We start from the raw sequence: 13,930 nt of genomic DNA, 5'->3' as shown, positions 1-13,930 counted from the left end.
GCTGAATGGTTTCATTGACGTAACTTGTTGTTAAATAAAGGCTATTTTAATAACTTTTATTTAACAATTGGTTAATAATTTTAGGGGTACACATGACTACGCCATTGAAAAAAATCGTAATTGTGGGTGGCGGCGCAGGCGGACTGGAACTGGCAACTCAGCTGGGGAAAAAGTTAGGGCGCCATAAGAAAGCGAAAATCACCCTGGTGGACCGTAACCACAGCCATCTGTGGAAGCCGCTGCTGCACGAAGTGGCCACCGGTTCTCTGGATGAAGGCGTTGATGCGCTGAGCTATCTGGCCCATGCCCGCAACCACGGCTTCCAGTTCCAGCTGGGGTCGGTGGTCGATATCAATCGCGAAGGGAAGACCATCACCCTCGGCGAACTGCGCAATGAAAAAGGCGAGCTGCTGGTGGCTGAGCGTAAACTGCCGTACGACACGCTGGTGATGGCGCTGGGCAGTACCTCGAATGACTTCAACACCCCTGGGGTGAAAGAGAACTGCATTTTCCTCGACAACCCGCATCAGGCGCGTCGTTTCCATCAGGAGATGCTCAACCTGTTCCTTAAGTACTCCGCGAACCTTGGCGCTAACGGTAAAGTGAACATTGCCATCGTCGGCGGCGGCGCCACCGGCGTGGAACTCTCCGCTGAGTTGCATAATGCCGTGAAACAGCTGCACAGCTACGGTTACAAAGGGCTGACCAACGAAGCGCTGAACGTCACGCTGGTCGAAGCGGGCGAACGCATTCTGCCTGCGCTGCCGCCGCGCATTTCCGGCGCGGCGCACAATGAGCTGACCAAGCTGGGCGTACGGGTGCTGACGCAGACCATGGTCACCAGCGCCGATGCGGGCGGCCTGCACACCAAAGATGGCGAATATATTGAAGCGGATCTGATGGTCTGGGCGGCCGGGATCAAAGCGCCAGATTTCATGAAAGAGATCGGCGGCCTGGAAACCAACCGTATCAATCAGCTGGTGGTTGAGCCGACGCTGCAGACCACCCGCGACGCGGATATTTTCGCCATCGGCGACTGCGCCTCCTGCGCCCGTCCGGAAGGCGGGTTTGTGCCACCGCGTGCTCAGGCGGCGCACCAGATGGCCACCTGCGCGCTGAATAACATCCTCGCGCAGATGAAAGGCAAACCGCTGAAGGCGTATACCTATAAAGACCATGGCTCGCTGGTGTCGCTGTCCAATTATTCCACCGTCGGCAGCCTGATGGGCAACCTGATGCGCGGCTCGATGATGGTGGAAGGGCGCATTGCGCGCTTCGTGTACATCTCCCTGTACCGTATGCACCAGATCGCCCTGCACGGCTATTTCAAAACCGGCCTGATGATGCTGGTTGGCCGCATCAACCGCATCATTCGCCCGCGTCTCAAGCTGCACTAATCGCTACCCCGACCCGGAGCTCGCCCTGGCGGCGCCTCCGGGCTCTTCTGCTGAACCGGCGGGGATCCCGCTCGGAATCCTCTGAATCCCTTTGATTTGCAGCGAATTCTCGCACTTTTCATCCGCTATCTGATTTGCGCCTTGCCGGGTCCGGTTGCAAAATTGTATCAACAGCAACAAAGGAGGATCTCCCGTGAATAAATCTATGTTGGCGGGTATAGGGATAGGCGTGGCTGCCGCGCTGGGCGTTGCAGCTGTCGCTGGTCTCAACGTGTTAGATCGCGGCCCGCAGTATGCGCAAGTGGTCTCCAGTACACCGATTAAAGAAACCGTGAAAACGCCGCGCCAGGAATGCCGTAATGTCACCGTGACCCATCGTCGTCCGGTACAGGATGAAAACCGCATCGCCGGTTCCGTGCTGGGCGCGGTGGCGGGCGGGGTGATTGGCCACCAGTTCGGCGGCGGTCACGGACGCAGCGTGGCGACGGTGGTGGGCGCACTGGGCGGCGGCTATGCCGGTAACCAGATCCAGGGCGCGATGCAGGATAACGACACCTACACCACCACGCAGCAGCGCTGCAAAACGGTGTATGACAAATCCGACAAAATGCTGGGCTACGATGTGACCTATAAGATAGGCGATCAGCAGGGGAAAATCCGTATGGATCACGATCCTGGCAGCCAGATCCCGCTGGACAACAACGGCCAGCTGGTCCTGAATAACAAAATCTAAAAACAGATTTGTGTAATGATTAGCCCCTCAATCGCTCAGGCTGAGGGGCTTTTTTTGTCAGAAAGTTAACGCGTAATTCAGACCGAAGGTACGGCCACGGCCTTTGTATTCATACAGCGACGAGCTGCCGTAGGTTGGGCTGTAGAGCAGCGGCGCGCGCTGGCCCCAGATGGTGACATAATCTTCGTTAAGCAGGTTTTCGATACTGAAGGTCAGTTTCCCCACCGGCAGCGCGTAACTGCCGATAAAATCGACGGTATTATAGCCTTCCAGCTTGTTGCCGGCGGCGTCGCTGAGGTCAAACACCTGCTGGCTCTGCACGCGCAGGCTCCACGGATCCGGCGCCCAGCCTACCCAGGCGGTGGCTTTGGACGGCGAGGCGAGGGTGACGTCCCATTTTTGCCAGCGGCCATCGGTCTGCACCTGTGATTTCAGCACGTTGAAGTTGCCGCCGACGCTCCAGTCGCTGTCCGGAATAAAGTAATCGACCGCTCCCTCAACGCCGTAAATACGCCGCTTGTCGGACTGAACATCGATGGTCATGTCGGTACGGTTGACCACGATGGTCTTATCCGAAGTCGAGTAATACGCCGCCAGCTGGGTGCGCAGGTTATCGCCGGTGTAGCGCCAGCCCAGCTCATACGAGTTAACTTTGATCCCCTGCAGCGGCGAGTCATCGACGTTGACGCTGGAGAGCAGCGGCAGATGACCATTGACCGCGGCGCCGTATTTCCCGATGCCATAGTATTTACCCGGATCCGGCAGCTCAACGCCCTGCGAGAAGTTAAACCAGGTCTGTTGACGCTCGGTCAGATGGGCGACGATCCCGGCGTTAAACAGGAAGTTGTCATAATCGGTTTTGCCGCCTTTGATGGCGTCGGCGGAGCGCGCTTTGCCGTTGGCGATATCCTGTTGCTGGGCGTAGCCGACAAAGTCGTCAACCCGGTTTTCGGTCCACTGGTAGCGAACCCCGCCGCTGATGGTAAAGATATCGTTCAGATCGTAGCTTGACTGCAGGAACGGCGCGACGTTGGAGATGCTGTATCCCGGGTAGCGGCCGGTGGTGTAGATCGATTCGTTGTGCAGCCCGCCGGAAGCCAGCGATTGTTGCAGATCGAAGAACATCTGATTGGCATTGAAGGTCTCATGATCGGCGTCGAGACCCCAGGTAAGATCCCAGCCCGCCAGCGGCTGACTGTTCAGGGTCAGCTTTGCCCCATACTGATCGGTATCCTGCTGCGACGAGGAGAAACTGCTGACCTGGCCTTTGCTGAGCGTCGGGAACGGATAGAAGGTGAGGGATTCATCGCGATAGTACACCTGGCTCACCAGATTCTGACCGAAGAAGTCGGCATCGGAGTACTGGAGGCTGATCAGATGGCGCTCGGTGCCGGGGATACGATCGGAATTGAGCCCATCGGTGGTGTACGCTTTGCCGCCGCTGGTCACCGCGGACATATTCTTTCCGAGCCACAGGCCATAGTCATCATCGCCCTGGCTTTTATAATACTGGGTGACCAGCTGCAGCTGGCGGTTGTCGTCGATCTCGATCGTCCCCGTTCCCATGACGTCCAGACGGTCGGAGTGCTGGAGCCCCGTTTGGGTGTTATCGAGGAGCAGCGCATCGTTGTTGCCGTCGTACCAGCCGCCGAAACGCTGATAGGCTACCGATAAACGCCCGGACGCGTGGTCTGTCCCGCCGCTGACGGCCGCCGCGACGCGCTCATCATGATCGTTGCTGTTGGCAAACCCGCTCTTGCTGCCCACCTCAAGATCGACCTGCCGATCCTGCTGCCCTTTTTTGGTGACGATGTTGATAAGTCCGCCGGTACTGCCGCCGCCGTACAGTGAGGTCGCCCCGGAGATCACTTCGATATGTTCGATGTTGAACGGATCGATGGCGTCGAGCTGGCGACTGTCGGTGCGTGAGGAGTTGAGCCGGACGCCGTCAATCAGCACGACGATGGCGCGCCCGCGCATGTTCATCCCGTAATTGGTGCGCCCCTGGCTGCTGACATCGATGCCCGGGATCAGCTGAGCCAGCACGTCTTTGAACTCTTTCCCGCCCTGGACCTGCTGCTCAATCTCCTGGCCCTCAATGACCCAGGTGGTTTGGGCCATCTCGGCCACGGTACGGTGGGTGCGGTTCGCGCTAACGATGATGCTGTCTTCATCAGACTGAGCCGCCAGCGCAGGCAGCGCGCTGGCCAGCAGCAGAGGGTGGAGCACCCAGAGGCGCTTTTTCATATCCATTCCTTTTAAGAGCAAGTTGCTTTGTCGTTGTTATGGGCCGGCGTCGGCCGGTATTCGTTACAATGCGAAACATCTGGAAAAACTCAAAAAAGGATTTTGCACATAATGAATATCGCAATCAATATCATTTGCGTTTATCTTGCGTGAGAAAAGGTAATAAAAATCAATCTATTTTGTGGGGGTAAAGCGAAACGGCGGGCGGTTCCGGCGGCAGAATACCGCCGGAAGCGGGGCGCATCAGGACTCGAGGACCAGCGGCCAGAGACGGAGAGTGGTGTCAGTGATTTGCATCAGTTTGTCGAAATCGGCGCCTTCCCGTGCGCTGATGGACATCCCCTGCAGGACACAGTTGAGAAACTGCGCGAGCTGCGCCACGTCGCGGCCCGCGGGCAGTTCGCCCTGCGCTTGCCGCTGCTGCAGAAACTGGGTTAGCGCCTGCTCCTGCATCGCATGGCGGGATTTGATGGTGTTGGCGATATCCGTCGAGGAGGCGGCCAGCGCGGCGGAGGTATTGATGATAAAGCAGCCGGCCGGCGTCTCTTTGCTGGTAAAGCAGGTGGCGACCGCGGTGAAGTAGTCGCGCAACGCCCGATCGACGGTTTTTCCCTCAGCAAACAGCACGGCTTCGTGCTTCGCGGCAAAGCGCGAAATGTAACGATCCAATACTGCGCGGAACAGTCCTTCTTTATTCACAAATTCCGCATACAGGGTGGGGGCTTTTGCTCCTGTCGCCTCGACCAGATCGGCGAGCGAGGTCGCCTCATAGCCGTGCTGCCAGAAGAGTGTCATGGCTTTGTCCAGCGCCGCATCCCTGTCGAACACCTTCGGTCGGCCACGGCTTTTTTTGGCGCAACTTTGAACGTCAGTTGTCATGATGCCGTTGTACCTATGTTGGTTTGATGAATGGCCATTATAAAAATAAACGATCGCCGGGGCCAGCGCTGTTGGTTCAAAAATAAATAATTCATATGCGTATGAAAATTAAGCATTTTATAAATAGTTAAACGATCGTTATAAAAATGCGTTGACGTGTGACTTAGATCACATTATTATTTACCTATCGATCGTTAAGTTAATGCTTACGACCCTACTATAAAATTCATCTGCATAGGTATAATAATCATGAAAACCGTTAATACTCTGGCTATTGCCGCCGTGCTTAGCTCCCTCTCTTTCGCCAGCTTTGCCGCTGTTGAGGTGCAGTCCACCCCAGCCGGCCAGCATAAAGTGGGCACCATCTCTGCGTCCGCAGGGACTAACCTGGGATCGCTGGAAGACCAGCTGGCGCAGAAAGCGGATGAAATGGGCGCCACTTCATACCGTATTACTTCGGTAACTGGTCCGAATACTCTTCACGGTACCGCGGTTATCTACAAGTAAACCCGATGCGTCGCTGCCCGGCCCCCTTCACCGGTCAGCGATGAGTAAGACCCTGTTGTACCCCTGTTTGACCCTTGCCAACAAAAAACCCGCCGTCAGGCGGGTTTTTTGTTTTCTGCAGCGTGAGGTTACAGCGACTGCGGACCAGGGTCGGCATGACGGGTAACGTCAATGGGCATGCCCGAGCGGTAATTCATCGCGCGCTCCATTACCGTGCCGTCGGTCTGCGGCGCCTGTTTGAACGCCTTCATGGCCGCGTTAAGCGTAATAGGCAGGGTCTGCGGGTCGTCATCGATATGCTCAGACAGCGGCTGGTGGATTTCGACCAGACGGCGGCCGTCCGGCTCCACCGACGCCTTAATCGGCGTGTTGATAATATTCACCTTCGTGCCCGGCGAGATCGCGTTGTACAGCGCCTTGATATCGTTGTCGCGCAGACGAATACAGCCGGAGCTGACGCGCATGCCGATGCCGAAATCGGCATTGGTGCCGTGCAGGAGATAGACTCCGCCATAGGCGGCAAGGCGGATAGCGTAATGGCCCATCGGGTTGTCAGGACCGGCAGGCACCACCGCCGGCAGCTCAATCCCCATCGCTTTGTAGCGCGCGCGAATGTTAGCGGTTGGCGTCCAGGTCGGATTAGCCCGCTTGTCGGATACGGTGGTGACCATCGTCGGTGTGATGGTGGTTCCGCCCAGTTGGCCGATGCCGATCGGGTAGACGGTCACTTCATTCTTGCCCGGCGGGTAATAGTAGAGGCGCAGTTCGGCAAGGTTGATCACCAGCCCTTCGCGCGGCGCATCGGGCAGCAGCGTCTGCAGGGGGATAGTCAGCACGCTGCCGGCGCGCGGAACATAGGGGTCTACCCCGGGATTGGCCTGCAGCAGGGCCAGAAAGCCGACATTGTACTTTTTGGCAATCGCCTCCAGCGAACCGCCGTTATCCTGCACCACATGGAACTGATTCTGCCCCACCAGCCGGCTGCCCGGCGGGGGAAGGGGCCAGGTGTTAGCGCGCGCAGGCAGCGCCAGCGCGGCAACCAGCGCGACCAGCGCCAGCGCCAGGGGGAAACGGTTTCTCATTACCATAACTCCAAAATATATAACTGGTTATTTTTATATGAAAAAGGAGATGAGATTATGGCGTGAGTCTGTGTGGGGAAATCCAGGCGGATTGCAAAATGTTTGTAAAGATTGCCAGATATGTGAAAAGGGAGATACGGCGTACCGGCCGTATCTCCCCCGCGATCAGGCGACGGCGTTCTCTTCCAGCTGGCGCATGAACTGGCGAACCCAATCCATCCGCGTCTTACGCTCCTCGAGATCCTGCATGAACTTCAGGCGCGTCGGCCCGTCCAGGCGGAAGTGCTGCGGCTGCTTCTGCAGCAGGCCGATCAACCACACCGGATTGACGTTGTTTTTCTCGTTAAATTCGATCACGCCGCCTTTTTCATTGCTCTCCAGCTTACGGATCCCCAGCTTCTGCGCTTGCTGACGCAGACGGGCGATATCCAGCAGATTGCGGGCGGCGTCGGGCAGCCGGCCAAAACGATCGATCAGCTCGACTTTGATCTCCTCCAGATCCTGTTCGTTTTTGGCGCTGGCAATGCGCTTATAGAACGACAGACGGGTATTGACGTCGGGGATGAAATCATCAGGCAGCAGGGAAGGCATGCGCAGTTCGACTTCCGTCTGCTGGTTGGTGAGATCTTCCAGCGACGGCTCGCGCCCGGCTTTCAGGGCATCTACCGCATTCTCCAGCAGCTCCATATACAGGGAGAAGCCGATGGTCTCCATCTGACCGCTCTGATCTTCGCCCAGCAGCTCCCCGGCGCCGCGGATCTCCAGATCGTGGGTCGCCAGCGCAAAGCCGGCGCCAAGATCTTCCAGCGAGGCAATGGCTTCGAGGCGCTTTTGCGCATCGGTGGTCATCGCCTTCGGGTGCGGCGTCAGCAGCCAGGCATAGGCCTGGTGATGGGAGCGGCCAACGCGGCCGCGCAGCTGGTGCAGCTGGGCGAGGCCAAAGTGGTCGGCGCGTTCGATAATGATGGTGTTGGCGGTGGGAATGTCGATCCCGGTTTCGATGATGGTGGTGCACACCAGCACATTGAAGCGCTGGTGATGGAAGTCATTCATCACCCGCTCCAGCTCGCGCTCCCGCATCTGACCGTGGCCGATGGCGATCCGCGCCTCAGGCACCAGCTCCGCCAGCTTGTCGGCGGCTTTCTGGATGTTCTCGACGTCATTAAACAGGTAGTAAACCTGACCGCCGCGCAGCGTTTCACGCAGGATCGCCTCGCGCACGACCAGCGCATCGTATTCGCGAACGAAGGTCTTTACCGCCAGGCGGCGCGCCGGCGGCGTGGCGATGATCGACAGATCCCGCATCCCGCTCATCGCCATGTTCAGCGTTCGCGGGATCGGCGTGGCGGTGAGGGTCAGGATATCGACATCGGCGCGCATCGCTTTGATGCGCTCTTTATGCCGCACGCCAAACCGGTGCTCTTCGTCGACGATCAGCAGCCCCAGATCGCGCAGCTTCACCTCGCTCTGCAGCAGCTTATGGGTGCCGATCAAGATATCGATTTTGCCTTCCGCGGCCTGCTCGAGGATCTGCGCCTGCTCTTTAGCGCTGCGGAAGCGGGAGAGCATTTCGATGCGTACCGGCCAGTTGGCGAAACGATCGCGGAAGTTGTCATAGTGCTGCTGAGCCAGCAGGGTGGTCGGCACCAGTACCGCCACCTGTTTGTGGTTCTCCACGGCGAGGAAGGCGGCGCGCATGGCCACTTCGGTCTTGCCGAAGCCCACATCGCCACACACCAGGCGGTCCATGGCCAGCGGCTGGCACATATCGCTGAGGACGGCGTTGATCGCCTGCGCCTGATCCGGCGTGGTTTCAAACGGGAAACCGTCGCAGAACAGCTGATACTGTTCGCGGTCGTGTTTAAAGGCAAACCCGGCTTTCGCCGCGCGCTGGGCGTAGATATCCAGCAGTTCGGCCGCGACGTCGCGTACCTTCTCGGCCGCTTTTTGCCGCGCCCGGGTCCAGGCATCGCCGCCCAGCTTGTGCAGGGGCGCGTTCTCTTCCGCTCCGCCGGCGTAGCGACTGATAAGATGCAGGGAGGAGACCGGAACGTATAATTTGGCATCGTTGGCGTAGGTCAGCATCAGGTATTCGCCGGTGATGCCGCCCGCCTCCAGGGTGGTCATCCCCGCATAGCGGCCCACGCCGTGTTCCAGGTGAACGACCGGCTGGCCAATATGCAGTTCGGCAAGGTTGCGAATGAGCGTGTCAGGGTTAATGGTGCGACGGGAATCCTGACGACGGCGCGCTACGCGCTCACCGAGCAGGTCGCTCTCGCAAATCAGTGCCAGGCCACGCTGGCTGTCGATAAACCCGTGCTCGGCGGCGCCAATCATCAGATAGCGCCCGTTGCCGGTGGCTTCCTCCAGGCGCAGCAGGTGTTTCGGCGCAATTTTGATCCGCGCCAGCATTTCGCTCAGCGCTTCACGGCGACCCTCGCTTTCAACGGAGAAGATCACCGGGCCGGCAAACGCTTCGAGGAAGCGGCGCAGATTATCCAGCGGCGCTTTGTTTTGCGCCTGGACGGCGAGGTCCGGCAGCGTCTGGTAGCCCAGGTTGGTATTCGCTGCTTTTTCGGCCAGGCGCTCGGTTTTCAGCTGAACGCGCGGCCACTTTTTCAGTTCGCTGAACAGCTCATCGCTGCGCAGCCACAGTAGTTCCGGCGGCAGGAGCGGGCGCATCGGATCGACGCCGCGGTTTTCAAAGCGGGCGCGGGCTTCATTCTGGAAACGCTCCGCGCTGGCCTCGAGATCGCCGGTGTTGACGATCAGCGTGCTGGCCGGGAAATAGCTAAATAACGGCGGCAGCGGCTCGCTGAAGAACAGCGGCTGCCAGTATTCGATACCGGCAGGCAGCGTCCCTTTACTGACCTGCTGATAGATATGCTCGGCGTCGCGCTTCACCTCAAAGCGGTCGCGCCACTGACTGCGGAACAGCTCGATGGCGGTCTGGTCGGTGGGGAATTCGTGCGCCGGCAGCAGGTTAATGGCCGCCACTTCCTCCAGCGTGCGCTGGCTGTCGACGTCGAACAGGCGCAGGCTGTCGATTTCATCGTCAAAGAAATCGAGGCGGTAGGGCTGGTCGCTGCCCATCGGGAACAGGTCGAGCAGCGCGCCGCGGGTGGCGTATTCGCCATGCTCCATCACCTGATCGACATGGCGGTAGCCGGCCCCCTCGAGCTGATCGCGCAGCGCATCGCGCGACAGGCGCTGACCCTTTTTCATCACCAGCGCGTGGCCGTGAAGGAAGCTGTGCGGACAGACGCGCTGCATCAGCGTGCTGACCGGGACGATCAGCACGCCGCGCTGCATAGTGGGTAACTGGTAAAGGGTGGCAAGACGGGAGGAGATGATGTCCTGATGCGGCGAGAAGCTGTCGTAAGGGAGCGTTTCCCAGTCCGCCAGCCCCATCACCAGGCTGTCGGTGAACTGCCTGATCTCGTCGTTCAGACGCAGCGCGTTTTGCATGTCAGGCGCCACCAGCACCACCGGGCCCTTGTGGCGTTCGGCCATCTCCGCCACCAGGGTGGCGCAGGCTGCGCCGGTCAACTCGCCAAGCTGGCGCTGGTCACCGGCTTTCACCGGCAATGAGTATCGATATTGTTCAGGCATAGACGGTTTCATGGTCTCTTAGGGATTCGCTCTGCCGATATGGAGGGCAACTCGCTGATATTCAATAGTGAGATTATCCGCGATTGGTCTGGATTCGCCAACCCGAATTGCCATCGCGTGTTGAGTGAAGAAAGGTCAGCGCTGTCGATAAGCGTAAAGATTAATAAGTAAGTACATATCTATCCGTTTGTATTTGCTTGATTTTTAGGATTATTGCTAATAAAGTCGTCAGGTATCAGTCATTTACGCTGCCCCTAATCGCTTATATACTCGGGAATCGGCTATCAGCAACCAGATGGATGACATGTACCAACCTGCCGCACTCTTTATCGGCCTGCGCTATATGCGCGGGCGCGCAGCCGACCGCTTCGGTCGTTTCGTCTCCTGGCTTTCCACCATCGGTATTACCCTCGGCGTCATGGCGCTGGTGACGGTCCTGTCGGTGATGAACGGCTTTGAACGCGAACTGCAAAACAACATCCTGGGGCTGATGCCCCAGGCCATTCTTAGCGCCAAACAGGGTTCGGTGAATCCCCAACAGCTGCCGGAGCGCGAGGCGAAACTCCAGGGCGTCACCCGCGTGGCGCCGATCACCACCGGCGACGTGGTGCTGCAGAGCGCGCGCAGCGTGGCGGTCGGCGTGATGCTGGGCATCGACCCGGCGCAGAACGATCCCCTGACACCGTACCTGGTGAACGTCAAACAGAGCGATCTGCAGGCGGGCAAATATAACGTGATTCTCGGCGAGCAGCTGGCGGGCCAGCTGGGGGTGAATCGCGGCGATAAAATTCGCGTGATGGTCCCCTCCGCCAGCCAGTTTACGCCGATGGGACGCGTGCCGAGCCAACGTCTGTTTACAGTCATCGGCACCTTCGCCGCCAACAGCGAAGTCGATGGTTATCAGATGCTGACCAACATCGACGATGCTTCCCGTTTGATGCGCTACCCGCTGGGGAATATCACCGGCTGGCGCCTGTGGCTGGATAAACCGCTGCAAGTGGATACCCTCAGCCAGCAGACGCTGCCGTCGGGTACCCAGTGGCAGGACTGGCGCGAGCGCAAGGGCGAACTGTTCCAGGCAGTGCGTATGGAGAAAAATATGATGGGCCTGCTGCTCAGCCTGATCGTCGCCGTCGCGGCCTTCAATATTATTACCTCGCTGGGGATGATGGTGATGGAGAAGCAGGGCGAAGTGGCGATCCTGCAGACCCAGGGGCTGACGCCGCGACAGATTATGGCCGTCTTTATGGTGCAGGGCGCCAGCGCCGGGATCGTCGGCGCGCTGCTGGGAGCCGTGCTTGGCGCGCTGCTGGCCAGCCAGTTGAATAATTTAATGCCGATCATCGGCGCCTTCCTTGACGGCGCGGCGCTGCCGGTGGCGATTGAGCCGCTGCAGGTCGTCGTGATCGCCCTGGTGGCGATGGCGCTGGCATTGTTGTCTACGTTGTACCCTTCCTGGCGCGCTGCCGCCACTCAACCCGCTGAGGCTTTACGTTATGAATAAGATCCTGCTGCAATGCGACAACCTGTGCAAACGCTATCAGGAAGGCAATGTGCAAACCGATGTCCTGCACAATGTCAGCTTCAGCATTGATGAAGGCGAGATGATGGCCATCGTCGGCACCTCCGGCTCCGGCAAAAGTACCCTGCTGCATCTGCTGGGCGGCCTCGATACGCCCACCTCTGGCGACGTGATTTTCTCCGGCCAGCCGATGAGCAAGCTCTCTACCGCCGCGCGCGCCGACCTGCGCAACCGCGAGCTGGGCTTTATCTATCAGTTCCACCATCTGCTGCCGGACTTTAGCGCGCTGGAAAACGTGGCGATGCCGCTGCTGATTGGCAAAAAGAAGCCGGCGGACATTGAACGTCAGGCGAAAGCGATGCTGCATGCGGTCGGGCTTGAACACCGCAGCCATCACCGTCCGTCGGAGCTCTCCGGCGGCGAACGCCAGCGGGTGGCGATTGCCCGCGCGCTGGTGAACAAACCGCGGCTGGTATTGGCGGATGAGCCGACCGGTAACCTCGACGCCCGCAACGCGGACAGCATCTTCCAGCTGCTGGGCGAACTGAACCTCGCGCAGCGCACCGCGTTTCTGGTGGTGACCCACGACCTGCAGCTGGCGAAGCGGATGAGCCGCCAGCTGGAGATGCGCGATGGCCGCCTGACCGCCGACCTGACCCTGATGGGGGCCGAGTAATGGCCTCTCCGTTATCGTTATTAATTGCATTGCGTTTCAGCCGCGGCCGGCGGCGCGGCGGCATGGTGTCGCTGATCTCGGTGATCTCCACCATCGGCATTGCGCTGGGGGTGGCGGTGCTGATCGTCGGTCTCAGCGCGATGAACGGCTTTGAGCGCGAGCTGAACCACCGCGTGCTGGCGGTGGTGCCGCACGGTGAAATTGAACCCGTGAACCAGCCGTGGAATAACTGGCAGGAGGCGCTGGCGAAGGTGCAGAAGGTGAAGGGGATTGTCGCGGCGGCGCCCTATATTAACTTCACCGGCCTGGTGGAGAGCGGCAGCAATATGCGCGCCATCCAGGTGAAAGGGGTCGACCCGCAGCAGGAAACCCGGCTCAGCGCGCTGCCCACCTTTGTGCAGAATAACGCGTGGGCCGGCTTCAAGGCCGGCGAACAGCAGGTGATTCTGGGTAAAGGCGTCGCCGATGCCCTGCACGTGAAGCAGGGGGACTGGGTGTCGATCATGATCCCTAACGCCGACGCCGACCATCAACTGCTGCAGCCGAAACGCGTCAGGCTGCATGTGACCGGTATTTTACAGCTGAGCGGCCAGCTCGATCATAGTTTTGCCATGATCCCGATGCAGGATGCGCAGCAGTACCTGGAGATGGGCGGCAGCGTGACCGGCATCGCCATCAAGGTCACCGACGTTTTCCATGCTAACAAGCTGGTGCGCGACGCCGGCGAGGTGACCAACAGCTACGTCTACATCAAGAGCTGGATTGGCACCTACGGCTATATGTATCGCGATATCCAGATGATCCGCGCCATTATGTACCTGGCGATGGTGCTGGTGATCGGCGTGGCCTGCTTCAACATCGTCTCGACGCTGGTGATGGCGGTCAAAGACAAAAGCGGCGATATTGCGGTGCTGCGCACGCTTGGCGCAAAAGACGGCTTAATTCGCGCGATTTTCGTGTGGTATGGTTTATTAGCCGGATCGGTAGGCAGCCTGTTCGGGGTGGTGATCGGCGTGATCTGCGCGTTGAATCTGACGTCAATCATCAATGGCATCGAATACCTGATTGGGCATAAATTCCTCTCCGGCGACATCTATTTTATTGACTTCCTGCCGTCTGAACTGCACTGGCTGGACGTCTTTTATGTGCTGGTGACAGCACTGTTGCTGAGTTTGCTGGCCAGCTGGTATCCCGCCCGCCGCGCCAGCCGTATCGACCCGGCGAGGGTGCTGAGTGGCCAGTAATTTATCGTCATCGTCGGCCTGGCTGACGACA

The 13,930-nt window shown here is 59.0% G+C and carries 13 protein-coding genes; 8 read left to right on the top strand and 5 right to left on the bottom strand.

Annotation, left to right across the window (positions count from 1 at the left end; translation table 11 throughout):
* Positions 1–92 precede the first annotated feature (92 nt).
* Both ABLX76_RS01905 and ABLX76_RS01900 read left to right on the top strand, forming a co-directional pair.
* Complete coding sequence (locus ABLX76_RS01905; RefSeq protein ID WP_008805997.1) at positions 93–1,397, top strand: NAD(P)/FAD-dependent oxidoreductase; 1,305 nt, start codon at positions 93–95, stop codon at positions 1,395–1,397.
* 193 nt (positions 1,398–1,590) lie between these two features.
* The gene (locus ABLX76_RS01900) at positions 1,591–2,130 is read left to right on the top strand and encodes a glycine zipper 2TM domain-containing protein (protein ID WP_002900781.1); all 540 of its coding nucleotides are present in this window, start codon (positions 1,591–1,593) and stop codon (positions 2,128–2,130) included.
* Positions 2,131–2,187: 57 nt separating this feature from the next.
* On the opposite strand, the gene ABLX76_RS01895 is transcribed toward ABLX76_RS01900, so the two are convergent.
* Positions 2,188–4,377 carry a TonB-dependent siderophore receptor gene (locus ABLX76_RS01895; protein WP_048297236.1) on the bottom strand — a complete coding sequence of 730 codons (2,190 nt, stop codon included), beginning with the start codon at positions 4,375–4,377 and terminating at the stop codon, positions 2,188–2,190.
* Positions 4,378–4,445: 68 nt separating this feature from the next.
* Here ABLX76_RS01895 and ABLX76_RS01890 point away from each other — a divergent pair, with 68 nt between their 5' ends.
* Positions 4,446–4,568 carry a hypothetical protein gene (locus ABLX76_RS01890; protein ID WP_048326277.1) on the top strand — a complete coding sequence of 41 codons (123 nt, stop codon included), beginning with the start codon at positions 4,446–4,448 and terminating at the stop codon, positions 4,566–4,568.
* Between the two features lie 52 nt (positions 4,569–4,620).
* Here the strand turns inward: ABLX76_RS01890 and ABLX76_RS01885 are convergent, their stop codons facing one another.
* Both ABLX76_RS01885 and ABLX76_RS01880 read right to left on the bottom strand, forming a co-directional pair.
* Positions 4,621–5,256, bottom strand: a complete 636-nt coding sequence (locus ABLX76_RS01885) for a TetR/AcrR family transcriptional regulator (protein WP_023289148.1) — start codon at positions 5,254–5,256, stop codon at positions 4,621–4,623.
* Positions 5,253–5,372 (bottom strand): hypothetical protein, encoded by a 120-nt coding sequence (locus ABLX76_RS01880; protein ID WP_044522093.1) that lies wholly within the window; start codon positions 5,370–5,372, stop codon positions 5,253–5,255. The genes ABLX76_RS01885 and ABLX76_RS01880 overlap by 4 nt, the downstream gene beginning before the upstream one ends.
* A 133-nt stretch (positions 5,373–5,505) precedes the next feature.
* Here ABLX76_RS01880 and bhsA point away from each other — a divergent pair, with 133 nt between their 5' ends.
* Positions 5,506–5,763 (top strand): multiple stress resistance protein BhsA, encoded by a 258-nt coding sequence (gene bhsA, locus ABLX76_RS01875; RefSeq protein ID WP_002900788.1) that lies wholly within the window; start codon positions 5,506–5,508, stop codon positions 5,761–5,763.
* Positions 5,764–5,891: 128 nt separating this feature from the next.
* On the opposite strand, the gene ABLX76_RS01870 is transcribed toward bhsA, so the two are convergent.
* Both ABLX76_RS01870 and mfd read right to left on the bottom strand, forming a co-directional pair.
* Positions 5,892–6,845 carry a L,D-transpeptidase family protein gene (locus ABLX76_RS01870; RefSeq protein WP_348873851.1) on the bottom strand — a complete coding sequence of 318 codons (954 nt, stop codon included), beginning with the start codon at positions 6,843–6,845 and terminating at the stop codon, positions 5,892–5,894.
* A 165-nt stretch (positions 6,846–7,010) separates the two neighbouring features.
* Positions 7,011–10,457 (bottom strand): transcription-repair coupling factor, encoded by a 3,447-nt coding sequence (gene mfd / locus ABLX76_RS01865; protein WP_348873849.1) that lies wholly within the window; start codon positions 10,455–10,457, stop codon positions 7,011–7,013.
* 39 nt (positions 10,458–10,496) lie between these two features.
* Between mfd and ABLX76_RS01860 the strand changes: the two genes are divergently transcribed.
* The 4 genes from ABLX76_RS01860 (at position 10,497) to lolE (ending at position 13,899) form a co-directional block, all read left to right on the top strand.
* On the top strand, positions 10,497–10,628 hold the full coding sequence (locus ABLX76_RS01860; RefSeq protein ID WP_032428740.1) for a hypothetical protein: 132 nt from the start codon (positions 10,497–10,499) through the stop codon (positions 10,626–10,628).
* Between the two features lie 133 nt (positions 10,629–10,761).
* Positions 10,762–11,961 carry a lipoprotein-releasing ABC transporter permease subunit LolC gene (gene lolC, locus ABLX76_RS01855; RefSeq protein ID WP_023289151.1) on the top strand — a complete coding sequence of 400 codons (1,200 nt, stop codon included), beginning with the start codon at positions 10,762–10,764 and terminating at the stop codon, positions 11,959–11,961.
* Positions 11,954–12,655 carry a lipoprotein-releasing ABC transporter ATP-binding protein LolD gene (gene lolD, locus ABLX76_RS01850; protein ID WP_032452447.1) on the top strand — a complete coding sequence of 234 codons (702 nt, stop codon included), beginning with the start codon at positions 11,954–11,956 and terminating at the stop codon, positions 12,653–12,655. The genes lolC and lolD overlap by 8 nt, the downstream gene beginning before the upstream one ends.
* Complete coding sequence (gene lolE / locus ABLX76_RS01845; protein ID WP_023289152.1) at positions 12,655–13,899, top strand: lipoprotein-releasing ABC transporter permease subunit LolE; 1,245 nt, start codon at positions 12,655–12,657, stop codon at positions 13,897–13,899. The genes lolD and lolE overlap by 1 nt, the downstream gene beginning before the upstream one ends.
* The last annotated feature ends 31 nt before the right edge of the window (positions 13,900–13,930 follow it).

The organism is Klebsiella sp. JB_Kp004 (assembly GCF_040065795.1).
Classification (GTDB): Bacteria; Pseudomonadota; Gammaproteobacteria; order Enterobacterales; family Enterobacteriaceae; genus Klebsiella; species Klebsiella quasipneumoniae.
Note: the sequence above shows the minus strand (reverse complement) of the source record. Positions and strands in the feature narration are given on the sequence as shown.

Excerpts from the sequence above, each read along its gene's own strand:
- lolC (WP_023289151.1), top strand. The coding sequence starts at position 10,762 with ATGTACCAACCTGCCGCACTCTTTATCGGCCTGCGCTATATGCGCGGG.
- lolD (WP_032452447.1), top strand. The coding sequence starts at position 11,954 with ATGAATAAGATCCTGCTGCAATGCGACAACCTGTGCAAACGCTATCAG.
- lolE (WP_023289152.1), top strand. The coding sequence starts at position 12,655 with ATGGCCTCTCCGTTATCGTTATTAATTGCATTGCGTTTCAGCCGCGGC.
- ABLX76_RS01890 (WP_048326277.1), top strand. The coding sequence starts at position 4,446 with ATGCGAAACATCTGGAAAAACTCAAAAAAGGATTTTGCACATAATGAA.
- ABLX76_RS01885 (WP_023289148.1), bottom strand. The coding sequence starts at position 5,256 with ATGACAACTGACGTTCAAAGTTGCGCCAAAAAAAGCCGTGGCCGACCG.
- mfd (WP_348873849.1), bottom strand. The coding sequence starts at position 10,457 with ATGCCTGAACAATATCGATACTCATTGCCGGTGAAAGCCGGTGACCAG.
- ABLX76_RS01895 (WP_048297236.1), bottom strand. The coding sequence starts at position 4,377 with ATGAAAAAGCGCCTCTGGGTGCTCCACCCTCTGCTGCTGGCCAGCGCG.
- ABLX76_RS01905 (WP_008805997.1), top strand. The coding sequence starts at position 93 with ATGACTACGCCATTGAAAAAAATCGTAATTGTGGGTGGCGGCGCAGGC.
- ABLX76_RS01860 (WP_032428740.1), top strand. The coding sequence starts at position 10,497 with ATGGAGGGCAACTCGCTGATATTCAATAGTGAGATTATCCGCGATTGG.
- ABLX76_RS01870 (WP_348873851.1), bottom strand. The coding sequence starts at position 6,845 with ATGAGAAACCGTTTCCCCCTGGCGCTGGCGCTGGTCGCGCTGGTTGCC.
- bhsA (WP_002900788.1), top strand. The coding sequence starts at position 5,506 with ATGAAAACCGTTAATACTCTGGCTATTGCCGCCGTGCTTAGCTCCCTC.
- ABLX76_RS01880 (WP_044522093.1), bottom strand. The coding sequence starts at position 5,372 with ATGCTTAATTTTCATACGCATATGAATTATTTATTTTTGAACCAACAG.